We start from the raw sequence: 20,083 nt of genomic DNA, 5'->3' as shown, positions 1-20,083 counted from the left end.
GCGATGGCAGCGCGGCAGCAGCCCCGATCAACGCAGCCGGCAGCGCCGGCCCGAAGATCGCGGCAGCAGGCGCTGCCGATGGCGCCCTGGCTGGCCCCATCGCCAGCACGCGATCAGGTCACGGAACACGGCACCGTCGAAAGCCGACCAGGCAGGCGCGTCGCCATCGCGGCGAGCGCGCCAGGGGCGGGCTTCAGCCCACCCATACCCGCGCATTGCGGAACATGCGCAGCCACGGCGCCTCGTCCGGCCACTCGGCCGGATGCCAGCTGAGGTTGAGCGAGCGCAGGGTGCGTTCCGGATGCGGCATCAGGATGGTCACCCGGCCGTCGTCGCTGGTCAGGCCGGTGATGCCGTCGGGCGAGCCGTTCGGGTTCAGCGGGTACTGCGTGGCGACAGCGCCATGGCCATCGACGAAGCGCAATGCCACGCGCGCGGCGGCCTGGTCGACGGCAGTGTCGAATTCGGCGCGGCCTTCACCGTGCGCCACCGCCACCGGGATCCGCGAGCCGGCCATGCCGCGCAGGAAGATCGACGGCGATTCCACCACTTCCAGCAGGCTGGTGCGCGCCTCGAACTGCTCGCTGCGGTTGCGCAGGAAGCGCGGCCAGTGCTCGGCACCGGGGATGATGTCCTTGAGCTGGCTGAGCATCTGGCAGCCGTTGCACACGCCCAGGGCGAAGGTGTCCGGACGCGCGAAGAACGCGGCGAAGGCATCGCGCAGCGCCGGCCGCTCCAGGATCGAGGTGGCCCAGCCGCGGCCGGCACCCAGCACGTCGCCGTAGCTGAAGCCGCCGCAGGCAGCCAGCCCGACGAAGTCGGCCAGGTCCACGCGGCCGGCGATCAGGTCGCTCATGTGCACGTCGAAGGCGCGGAAACCGGCGCGCTCGAACGCATTGGCCATCTCGATCTGGCCGTTGACGCCCTGCTCGCGCAGGATCGCCACCTTCGGCCGCTGGCCGCTGGCGATGAACGGCGCGGCGATGTCCTCGGCCGGGTCGAAGGCCAGTTTCGGCTTCAGCCCGGGCGCGGCGAAATCGCGCGCCAGCGCGCGTTCCTCGGCGGCGCTGTCGGGGTTGTCGCGCAGCGTCTGCATGGCGTGGGTCACCGACCACCAGGCATCGAACAACTCGTCCCAGCGCCATTCGGCCAGGGTCTTGCCGCCCAGGGCCACGCGCACCGCCGCAGCGGTGCTGGGGCGGGCGATGCGCTGCGCGCACTCGGTCAGCGCATGGCGTTCGACCAGGTCGGCGAACGCGGCGCGGTCTTCGCGCGCGACCTGCACCACCGCGCCCAGTTCCTCGTTGAACAGGCTGCGGAACGGATCGTCGCCCCAGGCATCGAGAGTGATGTCCAGGCCCTGCCGCGAGGCGAACGCCATCTCGCACAGCGCGGCGAACGCGCCGCCGTCGCTGCGGTCGTGATAGGCCAGCAGCAGGCCGGCCTCGCGCGCATCGCGGATCATCTCGAAGAACGCACGCAGCCGCTGCGGATCATCCAGATCCGGCACCGCGCCGCCGAACGCCGGCAGCGCGCCGTCGCCATGCACCTGCGCCAGCACCGAACCGCCCAGGCGCTGCTTGCCGCCGCCCAGCCCGATCAACCACAGCTCGCTCTCGGCCTCGCGCGCCAGCAACGGCGTCAACTGCGCCCGCGCATCGGCGACGGGTGCGAAGGCGGAGACGATGAGGGAGACGGGCGAGACGGATTTGTGGGTGGCGGTGACGCCGGGAGTGGGGAGTGGAGATTCGGGATTCGCAGAAGCGCCTTCCGCGCGCGCAGTGCCGCTCTCGCCAATCCCCAATCCCACTCGCTCTTCGACGGCCGCAGGCCGGCCATCCCGAATCCCGGCCACACCCCACTGCGCCTGCATCGACAGCGAGTCCTTGCCCACCGGGATGCTCAGGTCCAGCTGCGGGCACAGTTCCATGCCCACGGCCTTGACCGCGGCGTACAGGCGCGCGTCTTCGCCGTCGTGGTTGGCCGCGGCCATCCAGTTCGCCGACAGCTTGACCTGGTCCAGCGCCTGCACCGGCGCCGCGCACAGGTTGGTGATCGCTTCGCCCACCGCCATCCGCGCCGCCGCGGCGGCGTCGAGCAGGGCCAGCGGGGTGCGCTCGCCGATCGCCATCGCTTCGCCGGCGTAGGTGTCGAAGCCGGTCAAAGTGATCGCGCAATCGGCCAGCGGCAACTGCCAGGGGCCGATCATCTGCTCGCGCGCGGTCAGGCCGCCGACGCTGCGGTCGCCGATGGTGACCAGGAAGCTCTTCGCCGCCACGGTCGGATGGGCCAGCACGCGCAGCCCGGCCTCGCGCAGGTCCAGCGCCTCGGTGTCCAGCTCCGGCCAGCGCGGTGCCGGCGGCTGCCGGGCGTCGCGGTGCATCTTCGGCGGCTTGCCGAAGAGGACGTCCATGGGCAGATCGATGGGGTGCGGGGATTGGGGATTAGGGATTGGGGATTCGTGAGAAGCGGGTGCCGCTGGCGTTTCATCGTTCCCGGCGCCGAGGACGCCGTAGCCCACAATGAGCCTTTCCTCGGCGGTCGCCACACCCACCGCGGCGAACGGGCAGCGCTCGCGTTCGCAGATCGCGGCGAATTCGGCCAGGCGCGCCTGCGGCACGCCGAGCACGTAGCGCTCCTGCGATTCGTTGCACCACAGCTGCATCGGCGACAGCGACGGGTCGTCGCTGGGCACACGGTCGAGGTCGATGACGCCGCCTACGTTGGAATCGTGCAGCAGTTCGGGAATGGCGTTGGACAGGCCGCCGGCGCCGACGTCGTGGAACCAGCGGATCGGGTTGTCCGCGCCCAGCGCGACGCAGCGGTCGATGACCTCCTGCACGCGCCGCTCCATCTCCGGGTTGTCGCGCTGCACGCTGGCGAAATCCAGATCCTCGGCGCTGTCGCCGGAGGCCACCGAACTGGCCGCGCCGCCGCCCAGGCCGATCAGCATCGCCGGGCCGCCGAGCACGATCACCGCATCGCCGGGCTGCAGCGGGATCTTCTCCACCTGCACGCGGTCGATCGCGCCCAGGCCGCCGGCCAGCATGATCGGCTTGTCGTAGGCGCGGGTCAGGTCCTGCGTCTCCGGAAGCTCGAAACTGCGGAAATAGCCGAGCAGGTTGGGCCGGCCGAATTCGTTGTTGAACGCGGCGCCGCCGAGCGGGCCGTCCAGCATGATCTCCAGCGCCGGGGCCATGCGCGGGTTGAGCGGACGCGCACCCTCCCACGGCTGCGGCAGGCCGGGAATGCGCAGGTGCGAGACGCTGAAGCCGGTCAGGCCGGCCTTGGGCTTGCCGCCGCGGCCGGTGGCGCCCTCGTCGCGGATCTCGCCGCCGGCGCCGGTGGAGGCGCCCGGAAACGGCGCGATCGCGGTCGGGTGGTTGTGGGTCTCGACCTTGATGCAGAACGCTGACGGCGTCACCGCCTCGCTGCGGTATTCGCCGCTGGCCGGATCCGGACGGTAGCGCGCGGCCGGATGGCCTTCCACCACCGCCGCGTTGTCGCTGTACGCGCTGAGCGTGTGCTGCGGGGTCTGCTGGTGGGTGTGCTTGATCATCCGGAACAACGAGCGGTCCTGCTCCTTGCCGTCGATGGTCCAGCTGGCGTTGAAGATCTTGTGCCGGCAGTGCTCGGAATTGGCCTGCGCGAACATCATCAGTTCCACGTCGGCCGGATCGCGGCCGAGCTCGCCGAAGCGCTGGCGCAGGTAATCGATCTCGTCCTGGGCCAGGGCCAGGCCCAGGCGTGCATTGGCCGCTTCCAACGCATCCAGCGGGATGCGCTCGACCTCGCCGCGCGCCGGCGCCTGGAACAGCGCCTGCGCCTGCGCGGCGCCGTCCAGCAGCGACTGCGTCATCGGGTCGTGCAGCAGCTTGGCCAGCGCGGCCTGGTCGGCCGCCGCCTCGGGCCAGCCGGCCAGGTCCAGGCGGGTACCGCGCTCGACCCGGCGGATCGCCAAGCCGGCGCCGCGGACCAGTTCGGTGGCCTTGCTCGACCACGGCGAGCGCGTGCCCAGCCGCGGCACCACGTAGCGCGAGCAGGTGCCCGCTTCGGCCGGCGCCGGTGCGTCCTGCGCCTGCAGGATGCGGCGGGCCGCGACCAGGTCCAGTTGCCCGGCGTCGTCGCCGTCGAGGAAGTACACGTGCCAGGCGCCGACGATGCGCACGCCGGGAACGAGGGACTGCAGGCGGGTTTCGAGCCGAGCGCGACGGAACGGCGAAAGGGCGGAAGCGCCCTCGAGGACGATCATGTCCGGGGAACCGTGTGAGGAAACGGGCTGGCTATTGTAAGCCGGGATTGGGGATTCGGGATTTGGGATTGGTAAAAGCGGTGTTCCGCGCACGGACGCCCATCAGGCAACGCCATGAAGATGGCCTGCCCGGGCGGGGTCGTGGGATCGGGGACGGCGCGGCAATGGCGCGTGCCGGGAGGGCCGCTCGCCACGAGGACGCGCTGACCGCGTCCTGATCGCAGTAGAAGTGGGAATCAGGGGCCCGAAACCGCACGCAGAGCGCCTGCTCAAAGGAATTCGCCGCAGCAGCGCTCCAGCGAATCCCCAATCCCGAATGCCGAATCCCAGCGCGCCAGCGCTCAGCGGCTCCCGCCCGCCTTCGCCGCTTCCGCCGCGCGCTTGTCCAGCGCCTCGCGCATCTTGGCCGGGGGCAGGTAGCCGCCGATCTGGGTGCCGTCCGGGGCGAAGATCGCCGGGGTGCCGTTGACGCCAAGGCGCTGGCCCAGGTTGTACTGCATGGTCACCGGGTTCTTGCAGTTGGCCGCGCCGGGCACCTTGCCGCTGCTCTTGGCCTCGGTCAGTGCCTGCTTCTTGTCCGCCGCACACCACACCGCGACCATGTCCTTGTAGTCCTGGCTGCCCAGGCCCATGCGCGGGTACGCCAGGTACTCCACGGCGATGCCCTGCTTGTTGAGCTCGCCGATCTCGCTGTGCAGCTTGCGGCAGTAGCCGCATTCGATGTCGGTGAACACGCTGATGGTGTACTTGGGATTGGCCGGGGCGAACACGATGCGGTCGGCACGCGGCGCCGATTCCAGCAGCTTGCGGCGGTAGCTCAGCAGGCCTTCGCTGGAGGCGAACTGCTTTTCCTGGATGTCGAACGGCTGCGCCTGGAACAGGTAGCGGCCGTCGTCGGAGACGTACAGCACCTGCCCGCCGACCACCACTTCGCGGAAGCCGGGGAACGGCGCGGCACCGATGTAGTCGGGCTTGAAGTTGGGATCGAGCTGCAGCAGCGCCGAGCGTACGCGCTGCTCGCCCGGTGCGCCGCTGGCGGCGGGAGCGGCCTTGGCCGACGCGGCGCCGGGCGCCGGGGAGGTGGACTGTGCGCAGGCGGAGAGCGAAGCCGCGCCCAGCAGCGTGCAGAGAGCAAAACGGAGCATTGGCGATCCATGAGGGCTGCGAATCGCCCGATTGTCGCACACCCCCCGGCACGCTCCATGTAGACAGGCTGAGCGGCGCGCACACGCGCCGCGGCGACGCTCAGCCGCGCGGATGATGCTTGCGGTGCAGGCTCTGCAGGTGCTCGCGCGCCACCAGCGTATAGATCTGGGTGGTGGACAGGGAACTGTGGCCGAGCAGCATCTGCAGCGCACGCAGGTCGGCGCCGCGGTTGAGCAGATGCGTGGCGAAGCTGTGGCGCAGGCCGTGCGGGCTGATCCGTGCAGGATCGATTCCGGCCACCGCCGCATAGCGCTTGACCAGTCCCCAGAACTGCTGGCGGGTCAGCGCGCGCCGTGCGGCATCGATGAACAGCGGCACCGCGCCATCGCTGGCCGGCACCGCCTGCCCGGCCGCCAGCGTCGGGCGGGCGCTGTCCAGATAGCGCTGCAGCCAGTGCTGCGATTCCTCGCCCAGCGGCACCAGCCGCTCCTTGCTGCCCTTGCCGGTGACCCGCAGCACGCCCTGGCGCAGATTCACCGCATTGGCCGGCAGGTTCACCAGCTCGCTGACGCGCAAGCCGGCGGCATACATCAGCTCGAGCATGGCGCGGTCGCGCAGGCCTGTCGGCGCGGTCGCGTCCGGCGCCGCCAGCAGCGCATCGATCTGGCTTTCGGCCAGCGCCTTGGGCAGCGAACGCGGCAGCCGCGGCGGTTCCAGCAGCGCGGTCGGATCGTCGCTGCGCTCGCCGCGGCGCACGCGCAGGGCGAAAAACGCGCGCAGCGACGACAGCCAGCGCGCATTGCTGCGCGGCGAATAGCCCAGTTCGGTACGCCAGGCCAGGTAATCGAACAGCGCCTGCCGATCGGCACCGGCCAGCCCGCCGCCGGCACCGTCGCGCCAGCGCGCGAAACCCTCCAGGTCGCGGCGGTAGCTGTCCAGGCTCTGCCGCGCCAACCCCTGCTCGGCCCAGGCCGCATCCAGGAACTGCTGGATCGCCGCCGCATCGGCCTCGCGCAGCGGCGCGAGCCGTTGCGTCTGCTGGCGGCGTTCGGCGGGGGACTGCAGGGAGGGCATTTTGGGGATTGGGGATTGGGGATTGGGGATTGGGGAATCGGGAATCGGGAATCGGGAATCGGGAAAGCCTAGCGGCTTTGCCGGGGGGCGCAAGGTCGATGTGGGCGGGACGAGCGCAGGGCGGCACATGCGCGAGCCGCGCGCAACGCAGTCCACCGCAAAGCGCGCGACTGGCTCTAAGCTGTGCCGATGAGCGCACCGCCTCCCGCTTCCGCCCCCCGTCCACGCGCGCTGCTGCTGTGGCGGCTGCTGGCATTGTTCTACGACGCCTGGCCGGTGCTGGCGCTGTGGTTCGTGGTCTCGGCGCTGTTCACCCTCGGCTACACGCTGGAAGGCCATGCGCCGCGCGAGAACATCGCCCCGTTCAGCGCCCTGCAGTGGCTGCTGTGGCTGTGTTGCTGGGTGGTGGCCGGCCTGTATGCGACGCTGAGTTGGCGTCGCGGTGGCCAGACCCTGGGCATGCGTCCATGGCGGCTGCGCCTGCACGGCGCCGACGGCAACGCGCCAGGTTGGGGCGCGCTGTGGCGGCGCTATCTGGTCGGCACGGTGTCGTTGCTGCTGGGCGGGTTGGGGTTCTGGTGGGCGCTTTTTGATCGGGAGCGGTTGACGTGGCACGACCGTGCCAGCCGCACCTGTTTAACGCGATTACCAAAAGCCAAGCCCTGACCGCAGCACACGGGCGCGCGGCGGCGCGCCAACCACTCCTGCCACATCGGGGCCACTGCGGCGCGGCACGACCGTGCCAGCCGCACCTGTTTAACGCGATTACCAAAAGCCAAACCCTGACCGCAGCACATGGGCGCGCGGCGGCGCGCCAACCACTCCTGCCACATCGGGACCACTGCGGCGCGGCACGACAGGGCCAGCGGCACCTATCTGACGCGATTGCCCAAAGCCAAGCCCTGATCGCAGCACATGGGCGCGCGGCGGCGCGCCGACCACTCCTGCCACATCGGGACCACTGCGGCGCGGCACGACCGCGCAAGCGGCACCCGTCTGACGCGGCTACCGAAAACAAAGACGTGACGTCAGCACAGGGCATAGCTGCACTTCAACGTGTGCGCCTATCCGCAGCGGCGCGGCAATGGCGCACCGCTGTTGCATATCATCGCCCACGCGCACGATCCAACGCGAGAACACGGCGCGCCGCGCCCCCCGCCAATGCGTTGGCGCAGCGGAGCGGGATTAGACCTTGGTCTGCCCGGTCACGACCCGCTCGATGACCGCCAGCCTGACCCTGTCTTCGGGCGAGTCGCTGAGGTTCAGGAATCCCTCGACGCCATGCTTGGTGCCATTGCGGAAGTCCTGGAACGTGTCCAGGATCCGGGTCGGGTAGCGCTCGAGGTGCTGCGCATCTTTCAGGAAGACGGTGACGCAGTCGTTCCATTGGTCCAGATGCTGGTTGCTGACATAGGACTCGAGCAGCACCGCATCGATCTTGTTCCACTTCGCCCAGGTGACCAGCGCCTGGCCGGCGTCCGGATAGAAGCGCCAGCAATCGACCGGATACCGATGGAAGTCACCGTTCGACGGCGTATTCAAATAGCACAGCCCGCCCGGCTTCAGCACCCGCAGGATCTCCAGGAATACCACCCAGAACATTTCCGAATGTTCGAGGCAGCTGCTGGACACCACCATGTCGATGGACGCATCGTCGAACGGAAGGGAATACGGCGAATCCAGCACGACATCGACGCCGTCGCCGCTCGCGAAATCCACACCGATGTACTCGAACGGCTCTGGCGTGACCTGGCGCAGGGTACCGTTGAAATTCCTGGATCCGATCTCGACGACCTTGACGCTCGATTGGCTTTTGAATGGCTCGGAGTAAGCGTCAAAGAAACGCTGGCCATTACTCATTGCAGTGGGATGCATCGAAAACCCTTCCAGTTGGCAAATACAACAATTTCAGACTTCATCGAGCCGACGGGCGACGCCGCTCGAAAGAGCGCAAGTACCCGACGCCGCATGCACCACGCGCTAACTGCTGCGCTTGCGGAACAGCAACCAGGACACGGTGAGCATCACCAGCGGCGGCAAGGCGTAGGCGATGCGGTAGTCGAACTTCAGGGCGCCGGCCATGCGTCCGAAGAACAGCTGCAGCAGCCAGAACACCAGGGCGAACAGGATGCCCAGGAACAGGCGCTTGCCCATGCCGCCGCTGCGCAGCGCGCCGAACGCGAACGGAATCGCGGCGAAGCACAGCGCCAGCACGTTCAGCGGATAGAACCAGCGGCTCCAATACTGGTCCTCGTAGTCGCGCGCGTCCAGGCCATTGCGGCGGCGGTACTCGATGCTGGTGTGCAGGTCGCGCGCCGACAGGTTGCGCGGCTTGGCCAGGCCCGAGGCCAGCGCCTTCGCATCCAGCTGCGATTGCCATGGCAGGCTGTCGAACTTCTCGCGCTGCACCGAGCGTTCGGCGAAGGTGTCTCGGTAGGCCTGCTTGAGGGTCCAACTGCTATGACGATGCTCGGCGATGGCGGCGTGGGTCAACGACGCCAGCCGGCCGCTCTCGTCCAGCGTGTAGAGGCGCACGTCGCGCAGCTCCAGCCAGGTGCCGCCGCCGTCCTCCAGGTGCTCTTCGCCGGCCTGGGCATTGAGGAAGGTGTTGCCCTCGCGCGCCCACAGCCCGGAATAGCGGGCCATGCTCATGTCGCCGTTGTACTTGGCGTTGGCCTTGATCGCATCGGCCTGGTTCTGCGCCCATGGCGCCAGGGTCTCGCCGTTGACCACCATGACCACGGTCAGCACCGCCATGGTCGAGGCCGCCGCCAGGCTCAGGCGGCGCCGCGACAGACCCAGCGCGCGCAGCGCGGTCAGTTCGGAGGTGGCGGCGAGCTGGCCCAGACCCATCAGCACGCCGATCACCGCGCCGGTGGGAAACAGGGTGTAGGCGCGGCGCGGCACCGTGTAGGCCACGAACGCGGCGGCATGGCCCAGGCTGTAGCTGCCGGTGCCGATCGTCTTGAACTCGTTGGACAGGGCCATGATCACGTCCAGGCCCAGCAGCACCGCCCAGGTCAGCAGCACCGTGCCGAGCACGGCGCGGCCCACGTACACATCGTGCAGGTTCGGACGCAGCCTCATGCCGGCTGCCTCCGCGGCCGCGACAACCGGCCATCGCGCAGGTACATCCACACCGACAGCGCCAGCAACGGCAGGGTCAGCCACCACAGGCCGAGCGCACGCGGCAGCTTCTCGGTGCTCAGCCACTGGGTGCCGAGGAACATCAGGTTGGTGCCGACCAGGTAGGCCAGGAACGCCAGCATGATCCGGCCATAGCGCTGCTGCCGCGGCGAACTGCGCGACAGCGGCAGGGTCAGCAGCGCAAAGGCCAGCGCCAGCAGCGGCGGCGCCAGGCGCGCATGCAGCTGCGCATTGGCCTGCGGGCGCGGATCGCCGATCAGCTTGGCGGTGGGCAGCAGTTCGGGGTCATCGTCCTTGCGCGCGGCGTTGCGGTCGGGCAGCGCCACGTCGTTGCTGACGAAACGCATCATCCGGTAGTCCAGCCCGTCGCCGGCCAGCGGGCCCTCGACCCGGTAGCCGTCCTCCAGGCGCAGGTAGCGGTCGGCCTTGCCCTCGAAGAACATGGCGCCGCGCTGCGCGGTGACCACGTCCAGGCGGCCGTCCTTCTGCCGCTGCATGAACACCTTGCTGAGCTTGGTGCCATCCCCGGACAGGGTGCTGATGTAGACGATGCCGCCGTCGGACAGCGGGGTGAAGCGCCCAGCCTCCAGCCCGGCCATCAGCAGGCTGTGGTTGGCCTCGTCGATCAGCCGGTCGGAGGTGCGGTCGGCCCAGGGGCCCAGCCACAGCGAGCACATGCCGACCAGGGTCACCACCGGGATCACCAGCATCAGGATCGGCCGCAGCAGGCGCCGCGGGCCCACGCCGATGGCGGTGATCACCGCCATTTCCGAGTCGCGGTACAGCCGTGCCAGCGCCAGCAGCAGGCCCAGCATCAGCGCCAGCGGCAGGATCAGCGGCAGGTACACCACGAACTGCAGGCCGAGCTGTGAAAACAACAACTTGGCCGGGATGCGGCCATCGGCGATGTTGCCCAGGATGTCCACCAGCACACCACCGACGCTGACCACCAGCAGCACGATCAGGGTGGCCGAGAAGCTCTGGACGAAATCGCGCAGCAGGTATCGATCGAGCTTCGGCATGGGGGTGGGTTGATTTAAACTCTCGGATTCGTTCGCGGCTGCCCCAGCCTATCCGACTGGGGGTAAAGAGTCCGCGATTGTACGGATTTGCCAACGGAATCTGATCAATGGCCCTGGAATTCACCCTGAACCACGACGCCCCGGCCACCGCGGCGTTCGACTGCATCGTCGTCGGCGTGTTCGCCGACAAGCGCCTGTCCCCGGCCGCCCAGGCCCTGGACGCGGCCAGCGGCGGACGCCTGACCGCGCTGGCCGAGCGCGGCGACGTCAGCGGCAAGACCGGCGCCACCGCCCTGCTCCACGACCTGCCCGGCGTGCAGGCGCCGCGCGTGCTGGCGGTCGGCCTGGGCGACGCCGCCAAGTTCGGCGTGCCGCAATACCTGAAGGCGGTCGGCGACGCCGCGCGCGCGCTCAAGAGCGGGCCGGCGGCCAGCGCGCTGCTGACCCTGAGCGAGCTGGAGGTGAAGGGCCGCGACCAGGCCTGGGCGATCCGCCAGGCGGTGATCGCCAGCGACCACGCCTGCTACCGCTACACCGCCACCCTCGGCAAGAAGAAGCCCGACGACAGCGGCCTCGCCCGCCTGGCCGTGCACGGCGACGACACCACCGCGCTGGCTCAGGGCGAGGCGATCGCCGCCGGCGTGAAATTCGCCCGCGAATTGGGCAACCTGCCGCCGAACCTGTGCACCCCGGCCTACCTGGCCGAGACCGCCGCCGCCTTCGCCCGGGGCGTGGACGGCGCCGAGGCCGAGATCCTCGACGAAACCCAGATGCAGGAACTGGGCATGGGCTCGCTGCTGGCGGTGGCGCGCGGCTCGGCCAACCGCCCGCGGCTGCTGGTGCTGAAGTGGAATGGTGGCGGCGACGCCCAGCCCTACGTGCTGGTCGGCAAGGGCATCACCTTCGACACCGGCGGCGTCAACCTGAAGACCCAGGGCGGCATCGAGGAGATGAAGTACGACATGTGCGGTGGCGCCAACGTCATCGGCACCTTCGTCGCCGCCGCGACTGCGCGCCTGCCGCTGAACCTGGTGGTGGTGGTGCCGGCGGTGGAGAACGCGATCGACGGCAACGCCTACCGCCCGTCGGACGTGATCACCAGCATGTCCGGCAAGACCATCGAGGTCGGCAACACCGACGCCGAGGGCCGCCTGATCCTGTGCGACGCGCTGACCTACGCCGAGCGCTTCAAGCCGGCGGCGCTGATCGACGTGGCCACCCTCACCGGCGCCTGCATGGTCGCCCTCGGCCACCAGACCGCCGGCCTGATGAGCAAGCACGACGACCTGGCCGCCGAACTGCTGGCCGCTGGCGAGCACGTGTTCGACCGCGCCTGGCGCCTGCCGCTGTGGGACGAGTACCAGGGGCTGCTGGATTCCAGCTTCGCCGACGTCTACAACATCGGCGGCCGCTGGGCCGGCGCGATCACCGCCGGCTGCTTTCTGTCGCGCTTCACCGAAGGCCAGCGCTGGGCGCACCTGGACATCGCCGGCGTCGCCAGCGACGAAGGCAAGCGCGGCATGGCCACCGGCCGCCCGGTGGGCCTGCTGTCGCAGTGGTTGCTCGACCGCGCCGCAGGCGGCGCGGCGTGATTGGGGAGTCGGGATTGGGGATTCGTGAAAGGCGCCTCCGCGTTTCCTTTCCGCGCCCCCTGCTCCAGCAGGCGACCGTGATCCGCGGTTGCCAATCCCAAATCCCCACTAACGAATCCCAGCCCTGATGCGCGCCGACTTCTATTTGATCGCCAAGCCGCGGTTCCTCAACGAACCGCTGCGGCTGGTGTGCGAACTGGCGCGCAAGGCCAACGACGCCAATCTGTGGACGCTGGTGCTGGCGCGCGACATGGCCCAGGCCGAGGAACTGGACGAGTTGCTGTGGGCGTTCGATGCCGACGCCTACATCCCGCACCAGATCGCCGACGCCGATGCCGACGAAGAAGAGGCCCAGGTGCTGATCGTCCCACCCGGCGTCGACGCGCCGGAGCGCCCGCTGGTGATCAACCTGCGCGATGCGCCCTACTTGGGCGCCTGCGACCGCGTCCTCGAAGTGGTGCCGGCCGACCCGTCCGCGCGCGACCCGCTGCGCGAGCGCTGGAAGCAGTACAAGGCACAGGGCTACGCGGTCAGCAAGCACGATATGTGAGGCGCCGGGAGTGGGGATTCGGGATTCGGGATGAATCCCCGCCCCGCTCCCTCATCGGCACCGCACGGCAAGACATCCCGAATCACCAATCCCCAATCCCGGCTTCTCCATGACCACCCTCGCCTCCAGCTACGATCCCAAGTCCTTCGAATCGCGCCTGTACGCGCAATGGGAAGCGTCCGGTTACTTCGCGCCGTCCGGGCAGGGCACGCCGTACACGGTGCTGCTGCCGCCGCCGAACGTGACCGGCACGCTGCACATGGGCCACGCCTTCCAGCAGACGCTGATGGATGCGCTGGTGCGCTACCACCGCATGCGCGGTTTCGACACGCTGTGGCAGGTCGGCAGCGACCACGCCGGCATCGCCACCGAGATGGTGGTGTCGCGCAACCTGACCCTGGAAGGCAAGGGCGAGACCCGCGATTCGCTGGGCCGCGACGGCTTCATCGCCAAGGTCTGGGAGTGGAAGCAGCATTCCGGCGACACCATCGAGCGGCAGATGCGCCGCCTCGGCACCTCGGCCGACTGGTCGCGCAGCACCTTCACCATGGACCCGCAGCCGTCGGCGGCGGTGATCGAGGCCTTCGTGCGCTGGCACGAACAGGGCCTGATCTACCGCGGCCAGCGCCTGGTCAACTGGGATCCGGTACTGAAGACCGCGATCTCCGACCTGGAAGTGGAGAACGTCGAGGAAGACGGCTTCCTGTGGTCGATCGCCTACAAACTGGACGATGGCGCCAGCTACGAACACGTCGAGCACGACGCCGACGGCAACGAGACCCTGCGCGAGACCCGCGACTACCTGGTGGTCGCCACCACCCGCCCGGAGACCCTGCTCGGCGATACCGCAGTGATGGTGCACCCGGAGGATGCGCGCTACGCGCACCTGATCGGCAAGACGGTGACCCTGCCGCTGACCGGCCGCCGCGTGCCGGTGATCGGCGACGACTACGTGGACCGCGCGTTCGGCACCGGCGTGGTCAAGGTGACGCCCGCGCACGACTTCAACGACTACCAGGTCGGCGTGCGGCATGGGTTGCCGATGATCAACCTGTTCACGCAGACCGCTACGCTCAATGACAGCGTCCCGGAAAAATACCGCGGCCTGGACCGCTACGACGCGCGCAAGGCGGTGCTGGCCGATCTGGAAGACCTCGGCATCCTGGTCGAGACCAAGCCGCACAAGCTGCAGGTGCCGCGCGGCGATCGCACCGGCCAGGTGATCGAGCCGTATCTGACCGACCAGTGGTTCGTGAAGATGGACGCGCTGGCCAAGCGTGGCCTGGAACTGGTCGAGTCGGGGCAGATCCAGTTCGTGCCGCCGAACTGGATCAACACCTACCGTCACTGGATGGAGAACATCCAGGACTGGTGCATCAGCCGCCAGCTCTGGTGGGGCCATCGCATTCCGGCCTGGTTCGACGACGCCGGCAACTGCTATGTCGGCCGCGACGAGGCCGATGCGCGCGCCAAGGCCGGCCTCGGCGCCGACTTCGCTCTGCACCAGGACAGCGACGTGCTGGAGACCTGGTTCTCCTCGCAGCTGTGGCCGTTCGCGACCATGGGCTGGCCGGATGCGCAGGCGATGGCCGAGCGCGGCTTCGACCGCTACCTGCCGTCGAGCGTGCTGGTGACCGGCTTCGACATCATTTTCTTCTGGGTGGCGCGCATGATCATGGCCACCGACAGCTTCACCGGCAAGGTGCCGTTCCGCGACGTCTACATCACCGGTCTGATCCGCGACAAGGACGGGCAGAAGATGTCCAAGTCCAAGGGCAACGTGCTCGACCCGCTGGACATCATCGACGGCATCAGCATCGAGGACCTGGTCGCCAAGCGCACCACCGGGCTGATGCAGCCGCGCATGGCCGAGAAGATCGAGAAGGCCACGCGCAAGGAATTCCCCGAGGGCATCATCGCCCACGGCGCCGACGCGCTGCGCTTCACCATCGCCGCGCTGGCCGGCCACGGCCGCGACATCAAGTTCGACCTGGGCCGCGCCGAGGGCTACAAGAACTTCTGCAACAAGCTGTGGAATGCCAGCCGCTTCGTGCTCATGAATACGCAAGGCGGGGAGTCGGGAGTCGGGATTCGGGCGTCGCAAGAGCCGGTCACCGATGCCGAGAAGTGGATCCTGCTGCGGTTGCAGGCGGTCACGGCCGAGGCGCAGGCGCAGTTCGCCGCGTATCGCTTCGACCTGCTGGCGCAGTGCCTGTACGAATTCGCCTGGAACGAGTTCTGCGACTGGTTCCTGGAACTGGCCAAGCCGGCGCTGAGCGGCGACGATGCAGCCGCCGCCGACAGCACCCGCCACACCCTGCTGCACGTGCTGGAAACCCTGCTGCGCCTGCTGCATCCGCTGACCCCGTTCCTCACCGAGGAGCTGTGGCAGCAGGTGGCACCGCGCCTGGGCATCGCCGCACCGACCATCTCGCTGCAGCCGTACCCGGATGCGGCAGCGATGGAAGTGGCCGCCTACGCCGGTGCCGCGGCCGACGTGGAATGGCTGAAGGCGATGGTGTCGGCGCTGCGCCGCGTGCGCAGCGAACTGCAGGTCGCGCCGTCGCGGCAGGTGCCGCTGCTGCTGCAGGGCGGCCAGACACAGGACCGCGCGCGAATCGAACGTTTCGCCGCGCAGCTGCGCTTCCTGCTCAAGCTGGAGTCCATCCAGTGGCTGGACGACGGCGCACCGGCGCCGGCCGCGGCCACCGCGATCGTCGGCGAACTGACGCTGCTGGTGCCGCTGGAAGGCCTGGTCGACCTGGATGCCGAACGCCTGCGTCTGGACAAGGAAATCGCCCGTGTCGCGTCCGAGAAGGACAAGAGCGAGGCCAAGCTGGCCAAGTTCACCGACAAGGTGCCGGCCGCGGTGATCGAACAGGAACGCCAGCGCCTGGCCGACTGGAGCGCGCAACTGGACGGTCTGCGCGCACAGCGCGCCAAGCTGTAACGCAACGCCGGTTGTAGGAGCGGCTTCAGCCGCGACCGCGGTCTGTAACGGGTCGCGGCTGAAGCCGCTTCTACAACACGAGCACGAGCTCGCTGCGAAAGTGCCGGCGTCCTGCACATCGGATCCGGCCGCTGGCGATCCAGCCGCGATGCCGCATCGTCAGGCATCGCGACCAACGCTCCAATTCTCTTACGCCATCGACCGGCGAAGCGACGACACTCAGCACACCACCACCCCGCCGCCCGGCCTTCCAGGCGGCGGCGTAGCGAATGCCTCAGAGCTTCCCGGCGCCGGCCTTGGCCTTGACGTCCGCGGCCACCTTGTTGGCCGGCAGCAGCGAATAGGTGTACGGCGGGGTCCAGCCGATGTTGTTGTTCCACGAGCAGGTCAGCGCCTGGCCGTTGAGCAGCGAGCCGAAATCGCGGTAGACGCTGCCGCCGTAGTCGGCCGCGATCTTGTCGCAGCTGCTCACGCCGCTGATGTCGAAGACGTTGTTCTCGGAGAAGATCTTCGATTCCTTGCCGACGCCGTGCGCATAGGAGAACGGATACACCGCGTTGCTGGTGCTGCCCACGTGGTAGTTGTTGTACAGGTGCACCTGGCCGAAGCGCACCCGCGGCGCGCGCGCGGAGATGTTCTCGAACAGGGTGTTGTGGATGGTCACCTTGAGCTTGCCGCTATCGGTGCTGGAAGCGCTGTCGCTGGAGCCGATCAGGTTGTTCTTCTCATGCGACTTGAACACCGAGTACGACACGGTGACGTAGTTGGCGCCTTTCTTGATGTCCAGCGCGCCGTCGTGGTGCTGCTTGGGGCGGCCGTTGGCGGTGCCGTTCTGGTCGTCGGTGCGGCGGCCGTCGGTGAAGGTCACGTGGTCCACCCACACGTTGCTGGCGCCCTCGATGGTCATGCCGTCGTATTCGGAATTCCAGTTGCCGGCGCTGCCGTCGTTCGGATCCCACACCGGTTGCGGATCCCATGGATTCTCGATGGTCAGGTTGCGCACGATCACGTCGTTGGCCTTGACGTAGAAGTAGCCCTCGCGGATCTCGGCGTTGCTGCCGACGCCGATCAGCGTGGTCTTGGTGGGCACGTCAAGGCGCGCGCGGCTCTTCATGTCCGCGGTGGTGCTGTACGGCGTGCCTTCGCTGATGTCGATGATGCCGTTGACCTTGATGATGCGGCCGTTGCTGCCGGCGCTGGCCTTCAGCGCGGCCTTCAGCTGTGCCGCGGTGCTGACGCTGTAGACGTCGGCCGCGGCGGCCTTGGAACCGCCCTTGGTGCCGCCGTTCTGCGTGGCCCAGCCGGTGCTGGCGACCTCCAGGCTGGCGTCGGCATGGGCGGCGCCGGCGAGGCCGGCCAGGCACAGGGCCAGGCCAAACGTGCGCAGCGGCGAGCGCGGCGATGAAGCGATGAGGGACTGCGTGGTCATCCTGGAAACCTCGTGAGCGTGCGTGGTTTGGACGCAGGCGCGCGCGCTCCGCAGCAGCGGAATGCACGGCGACGCCTGCGCGATCGCTGTCCCCTCGGACAACTGCGGGTCATGCCTTCGTGGGAGGCAGGCGCCGAAGAGGCGCGCACTGTAGGGAGCGCGTGGCGCGTGTAAAGAGGCGATGGAGAAACGCACGATCCAACCGCACGATGTGTGAGCCGCGTCGCACGAATCGCCCGCGCACGCCAGGGCGCCGCGGCGCCATCGCTGCGGGACAACAACGCTGTCCCACCGACAGAAGGCGACATTGCGGAAGCCGCCTGCGACTGCGCGAAAGTACAAGGAAAACCGCAACAGGCAGGTGGCGACGCGTACCCGTCATCGCCGATCGACGCACAGCACGCAGGTGCGATTGCCGCAACGAACACTGCCGACACCCCGCCGACCGCCTGCAGCGGAATCGCCAGGATCAGCTTGCGGGGCGCATGCGGCGCAGCGCCGCCGCACCGGCCGGAAGCAAGGCCGGCATCAGCTACACCGGCGCTTGCGCCGACGCCTTGCGCACCCAGGCGGCAGCACTCGAGCGAAACCGCACGCCGCCCGCGGCGGACGCGCAGGAACTCAGGACATGCCGTCGAAGAACAGCTCGATCGCCATCACCAGCGCGTCCTCGCGGCCGTTCGCGGCCGGGTAGTAGCGCGGGCGCCGGCCGATCTCGTTGAAGCCTTCGCTGTGGTACAGCGCGATCGCATTGGGATTGGACGGCCGCACTTCCAGGAACACCCGGCGTGCGCCGAGATCGACGCCGTACTTGATCAGTGCGCGCAGCAGCAGCCGGCCGTAGCCGCGCGACTGCCGCTCCGGCGCCACGCAGACGTTGAGGATGTGCGCCTCGTCGGCGGCGACGCTGATCACGCCGTAGCCGACGATCGTGCCCTCCTCCACCAGCACCCAGCCCGGGTAACCGGCCTGCAGGCAGTCGCGGAAGATGCCGCGGGTCCAGGGGAACGGATAGGCGCGGCGCTCGATCTCCATCACCGCGTCCAGATCGGCCTCGCGCAAGGCGCGCAGCGTGGCCGTGGGCGCCGATGCCGACCCCAGTGCGCTCATCGCGGCGCCCGCTTGCGCAGCGCGCGCAACTGCGGCCACAGCGCGCGCTTGGCCGCCGCATTGCCGCGCAGTTCGTCCAGCGGCCAGGTCGCCATCAGCGCCTGCGTGGCCGGATCGTTGGGATTGAGGCCGGAGGCGCGCAGCAGGGCGATCTGCAGGCGGTCGGGCAGGCGCAGGCCGACCCGGCGCGCACCTGCCGCAGGGACCGCACGCACGGAATCCGGCTGCACCGCCGGTGCCGGTGGTGCCGGCGTCCGTCGCCGTTCCGGTGCGTCGCCGGCCGGCATGTCGGCGGCATGGCCGCCACGCGGCGGCGCCGATGCCGATGGCGCGCGCTGCACCGGCGGCGCCGGCTCGGTCGCCGGCGACGGGATGGGCTCGGGCTCGACCACGGCCGCGGCATCCACGTACACGGTGTGGCCCAGCGCCTGCAGCCAGCCGACCTGCTCGGCCGACCACAACGGCGCATGCATGGACGCGGGCTCGCTCATGCCGCGTCCGGCACCTTGCGCCAGCGCCGCCACAGCCACAGGCAGGGGCCGGACAGCGCGTACAGCACGCCGATCGCCAGCAGCGCCCGGGCCAGGTCGATGACCAGCACCGCCAGCACGATCGGCGCCAGCACCAGCATCAGGAACGGCACCCGATCGGTGCGCGGCCCCTTCTCGCCACTGCCCTTGAAGCTCCAGAAGCGGATGCGGCTGACCATCAGCAGCGCCGCGGTCACGGTCAGGCCCAGCGCTACGTAGCGCAGCTGTTCGCCGTCCCAGCCCAGCGAGCCGTCGGCGAAGGACCACACGAAGGCCATCATCAGCCCGGCCGCGGCCGGGCTGGCCAGGCCCACGAACCAGCGCTTGTCGACCGTGCCGACCTGGGTGTTGAAGCGGGCCAGGCGCAGCGCGGCGCAGGCTGCGTACAGGAACGCCGCCGACCAGCCGACCCGGCCCAGCATGCTGCCGTCGAACTTCAGCGCCGACAGCGACCAGTGGTACATCACCAGCGCCGGCGCCATGCCGAAGCTGACCAGGTCGGCCAGCGAGTCGTACTGCACGCCGAATTCGCTGCTGGTGCCGGTCAGCCGCGCCACGCGCCCGTCCAGCCCGTCCATCACCGCAGCCACGAACACCGCCACGCTGGCGTGCACGAACTGGCCGTTGGCGGCGGCGATGATGGCGTAGAAACCGGAGAACAGGCCGGCGGTGGTGAACAGGTTCGGCAGCAGGTAGATGGTGCGCGAACGGGGGGGCGGTCGGGATGGGTCCATCCCGCCAGTCTAATCGACTTGCCAGGCCCGTCGGCGGGTGCTGCAATCGGCGCTCCCGCCGCGCCCTGGAGACCGAGATGCGCGCCCTGCCCCGGTTTTGCTGCCTGCCCCTGCTCGCCGTCAGCGGCATGCTCGGCGCCACCACCCTGTACCAATGGAAGGACGCGCAGGGCGTCACCCACTATGCCGAGACCCCGCCCCCCGGCGGCAAGTACCAGGTGCGCAAGGTCGACACCCGTGGCGACGCCCCGGCCGAGACACCCGAGGCGGCCCCGGCCGAGAACGCCAAGTGCCTGACCGCACGCAAGAACCTGGACATCCTCGACAAGCCCGGCAAGATCACCACCGACAGCGATGGCGACGGCAAGCCGGACGGGGAACTGGACGAATCCCAACGCGGCGCACAGAAGGCCCTGGCCGAGGCCGCGATCAAGGCCTACTGCACCCCGGCCGCCGTACCCGCCAAGTAAGCCGACCACGCGGAGCCGGCCGCGGGCGATGCCCGCAGCGCCGGCAATGACTGGCAAAATGGGCGACCCGCCGTCTG

15 protein-coding genes are annotated in these 20,083 nt (G+C 69.2%); 5 read left to right on the top strand and 10 right to left on the bottom strand.

What is annotated here, in order from left to right; genetic code table 11:
• Positions 1-193: 193 nt before the first annotated feature.
• From purL to xerD, 3 genes are all read right to left on the bottom strand, one after another.
• Entirely contained in the window at positions 194-4,252 is a 4,059-nt protein-coding gene (gene purL / locus PIQ37_RS07760; protein WP_342073018.1) for a phosphoribosylformylglycinamidine synthase, read from the bottom strand.
• 341 nt (positions 4,253-4,593) lie between these two features.
• Complete coding sequence (locus PIQ37_RS07755) at positions 4,594-5,397, bottom strand: DsbC family protein (protein WP_342073017.1); 804 nt, start codon at positions 5,395-5,397, stop codon at positions 4,594-4,596.
• Between the two features lie 100 nt (positions 5,398-5,497).
• Complete coding sequence (gene xerD, locus PIQ37_RS07750) at positions 5,498-6,472, bottom strand: site-specific tyrosine recombinase XerD (protein WP_342073016.1); 975 nt, start codon at positions 6,470-6,472, stop codon at positions 5,498-5,500.
• A 189-nt stretch (positions 6,473-6,661) separates the two neighbouring features.
• Between xerD and PIQ37_RS07745 the strand changes: the two genes are divergently transcribed.
• On the top strand, positions 6,662-7,138 hold the full coding sequence (locus PIQ37_RS07745; protein ID WP_342073015.1) for an RDD family protein: 477 nt from the start codon (positions 6,662-6,664) through the stop codon (positions 7,136-7,138).
• Positions 7,139-7,657: 519 nt separating this feature from the next.
• Here PIQ37_RS07745 and PIQ37_RS07740 read toward each other — a convergent pair.
• The 3 genes from PIQ37_RS07740 to lptF form a co-directional block, all read right to left on the bottom strand.
• Positions 7,658-8,347: a class I SAM-dependent methyltransferase gene (locus tag PIQ37_RS07740; RefSeq protein ID WP_279362465.1), complete on the bottom strand. Its 690-nt coding sequence runs from the start codon at positions 8,345-8,347 to the stop codon at positions 7,658-7,660.
• A gap of 105 nt (positions 8,348-8,452) precedes the next feature.
• Entirely contained in the window at positions 8,453-9,559 is a 1,107-nt protein-coding gene (gene lptG, locus PIQ37_RS07735; protein ID WP_342073014.1) for an LPS export ABC transporter permease LptG, read from the bottom strand.
• Entirely contained in the window at positions 9,556-10,641 is a 1,086-nt protein-coding gene (gene lptF / locus PIQ37_RS07730) for an LPS export ABC transporter permease LptF (RefSeq protein WP_010343579.1), read from the bottom strand. Before lptF ends, lptG begins: the two co-directional genes overlap by 4 nt.
• Before the next feature lie 107 nt (positions 10,642-10,748).
• Between lptF and PIQ37_RS07725 the strand changes: the two genes are divergently transcribed.
• The 3 genes from PIQ37_RS07725 (at position 10,749) to PIQ37_RS07715 (ending at position 15,733) form a co-directional block, all read left to right on the top strand.
• Positions 10,749-12,233: a leucyl aminopeptidase gene (locus tag PIQ37_RS07725; RefSeq protein WP_342073013.1), complete on the top strand. Its 1,485-nt coding sequence runs from the start codon at positions 10,749-10,751 to the stop codon at positions 12,231-12,233.
• A 124-nt stretch (positions 12,234-12,357) separates the two neighbouring features.
• The gene (locus tag PIQ37_RS07720) at positions 12,358-12,783 is read left to right on the top strand and encodes a DNA polymerase III subunit chi (protein WP_043090908.1); all 426 of its coding nucleotides are present in this window, start codon (positions 12,358-12,360) and stop codon (positions 12,781-12,783) included.
• Positions 12,784-12,892: 109 nt separating this feature from the next.
• Entirely contained in the window at positions 12,893-15,733 is a 2,841-nt protein-coding gene (locus PIQ37_RS07715; RefSeq protein WP_342073012.1) for a valine--tRNA ligase, read from the top strand.
• Between the two features lie 274 nt (positions 15,734-16,007).
• Here PIQ37_RS07715 and PIQ37_RS07710 read toward each other — a convergent pair whose 3' ends face one another.
• The 4 genes from PIQ37_RS07710 to pssA form a co-directional block, all read right to left on the bottom strand.
• Complete coding sequence (locus tag PIQ37_RS07710; protein WP_153752129.1) at positions 16,008-17,162, bottom strand: pectate lyase family protein; 1,155 nt, start codon at positions 17,160-17,162, stop codon at positions 16,008-16,010.
• A gap of 621 nt (positions 17,163-17,783) precedes the next feature.
• Positions 17,784-18,272: a ribosomal protein S18-alanine N-acetyltransferase gene (rimI, locus tag PIQ37_RS07705; protein ID WP_017907927.1), complete on the bottom strand. Its 489-nt coding sequence runs from the start codon at positions 18,270-18,272 to the stop codon at positions 17,784-17,786.
• A complete protein-coding gene (locus PIQ37_RS07700) occupies positions 18,269-18,745 on the bottom strand; it encodes an alanine acetyltransferase (RefSeq protein ID WP_342073133.1) in 477 nt (158 codons plus the stop codon). The genes rimI and PIQ37_RS07700 overlap by 4 nt, the downstream gene beginning before the upstream one ends.
• A gap of 14 nt (positions 18,746-18,759) precedes the next feature.
• Positions 18,760-19,536: a CDP-diacylglycerol--serine O-phosphatidyltransferase gene (pssA, locus tag PIQ37_RS07695; RefSeq protein WP_017913906.1), complete on the bottom strand. Its 777-nt coding sequence runs from the start codon at positions 19,534-19,536 to the stop codon at positions 18,760-18,762.
• A gap of 77 nt (positions 19,537-19,613) precedes the next feature.
• Between pssA and PIQ37_RS07690 the strand changes: the two genes are divergently transcribed.
• A complete protein-coding gene (locus tag PIQ37_RS07690) occupies positions 19,614-20,006 on the top strand; it encodes a DUF4124 domain-containing protein (protein WP_342073011.1) in 393 nt (130 codons plus the stop codon).
• Positions 20,007-20,083: the final 77 nt, after the last annotated feature.

It is taken from the genome of Xanthomonas protegens, assembly GCF_038442435.1.
GTDB lineage: Bacteria > Pseudomonadota > Gammaproteobacteria > Xanthomonadales > Xanthomonadaceae > Xanthomonas_A > Xanthomonas_A sontii.
This window is presented reverse-complemented; position numbering and strand designations above follow the sequence as displayed.

Coding starts and splice junctions, on each gene's coding strand:
- PIQ37_RS07745 (WP_342073015.1), top strand. CDS start 6,662: ATGAGCGCACCGCCTCCCGCTTCCGCCCCCCGTCCACGCGCGCTGCTG.
- purL (WP_342073018.1), bottom strand. CDS start 4,252: ATGATCGTCCTCGAGGGCGCTTCCGCCCTTTCGCCGTTCCGTCGCGCT.
- lptG (WP_342073014.1), bottom strand. CDS start 9,559: ATGAGGCTGCGTCCGAACCTGCACGATGTGTACGTGGGCCGCGCCGTG.
- PIQ37_RS07715 (WP_342073012.1), top strand. CDS start 12,893: ATGACCACCCTCGCCTCCAGCTACGATCCCAAGTCCTTCGAATCGCGC.
- PIQ37_RS07755 (WP_342073017.1), bottom strand. CDS start 5,397: ATGCTCCGTTTTGCTCTCTGCACGCTGCTGGGCGCGGCTTCGCTCTCC.
- PIQ37_RS07740 (WP_279362465.1), bottom strand. CDS start 8,347: ATGCATCCCACTGCAATGAGTAATGGCCAGCGTTTCTTTGACGCTTAC.
- rimI (WP_017907927.1), bottom strand. CDS start 18,272: ATGAGCGCACTGGGGTCGGCATCGGCGCCCACGGCCACGCTGCGCGCC.
- xerD (WP_342073016.1), bottom strand. CDS start 6,472: ATGCCCTCCCTGCAGTCCCCCGCCGAACGCCGCCAGCAGACGCAACGG.
- PIQ37_RS07710 (WP_153752129.1), bottom strand. CDS start 17,162: ATGACCACGCAGTCCCTCATCGCTTCATCGCCGCGCTCGCCGCTGCGC.
- PIQ37_RS07690 (WP_342073011.1), top strand. CDS start 19,614: ATGCGCGCCCTGCCCCGGTTTTGCTGCCTGCCCCTGCTCGCCGTCAGC.
- pssA (WP_017913906.1), bottom strand. CDS start 19,536: ATGGACCCATCCCGACCGCCCCCCCGTTCGCGCACCATCTACCTGCTG.
- PIQ37_RS07700 (WP_342073133.1), bottom strand. CDS start 18,745: ATGCATGCGCCGTTGTGGTCGGCCGAGCAGGTCGGCTGGCTGCAGGCG.
- PIQ37_RS07725 (WP_342073013.1), top strand. CDS start 10,749: ATGGCCCTGGAATTCACCCTGAACCACGACGCCCCGGCCACCGCGGCG.
- lptF (WP_010343579.1), bottom strand. CDS start 10,641: ATGCCGAAGCTCGATCGATACCTGCTGCGCGATTTCGTCCAGAGCTTC.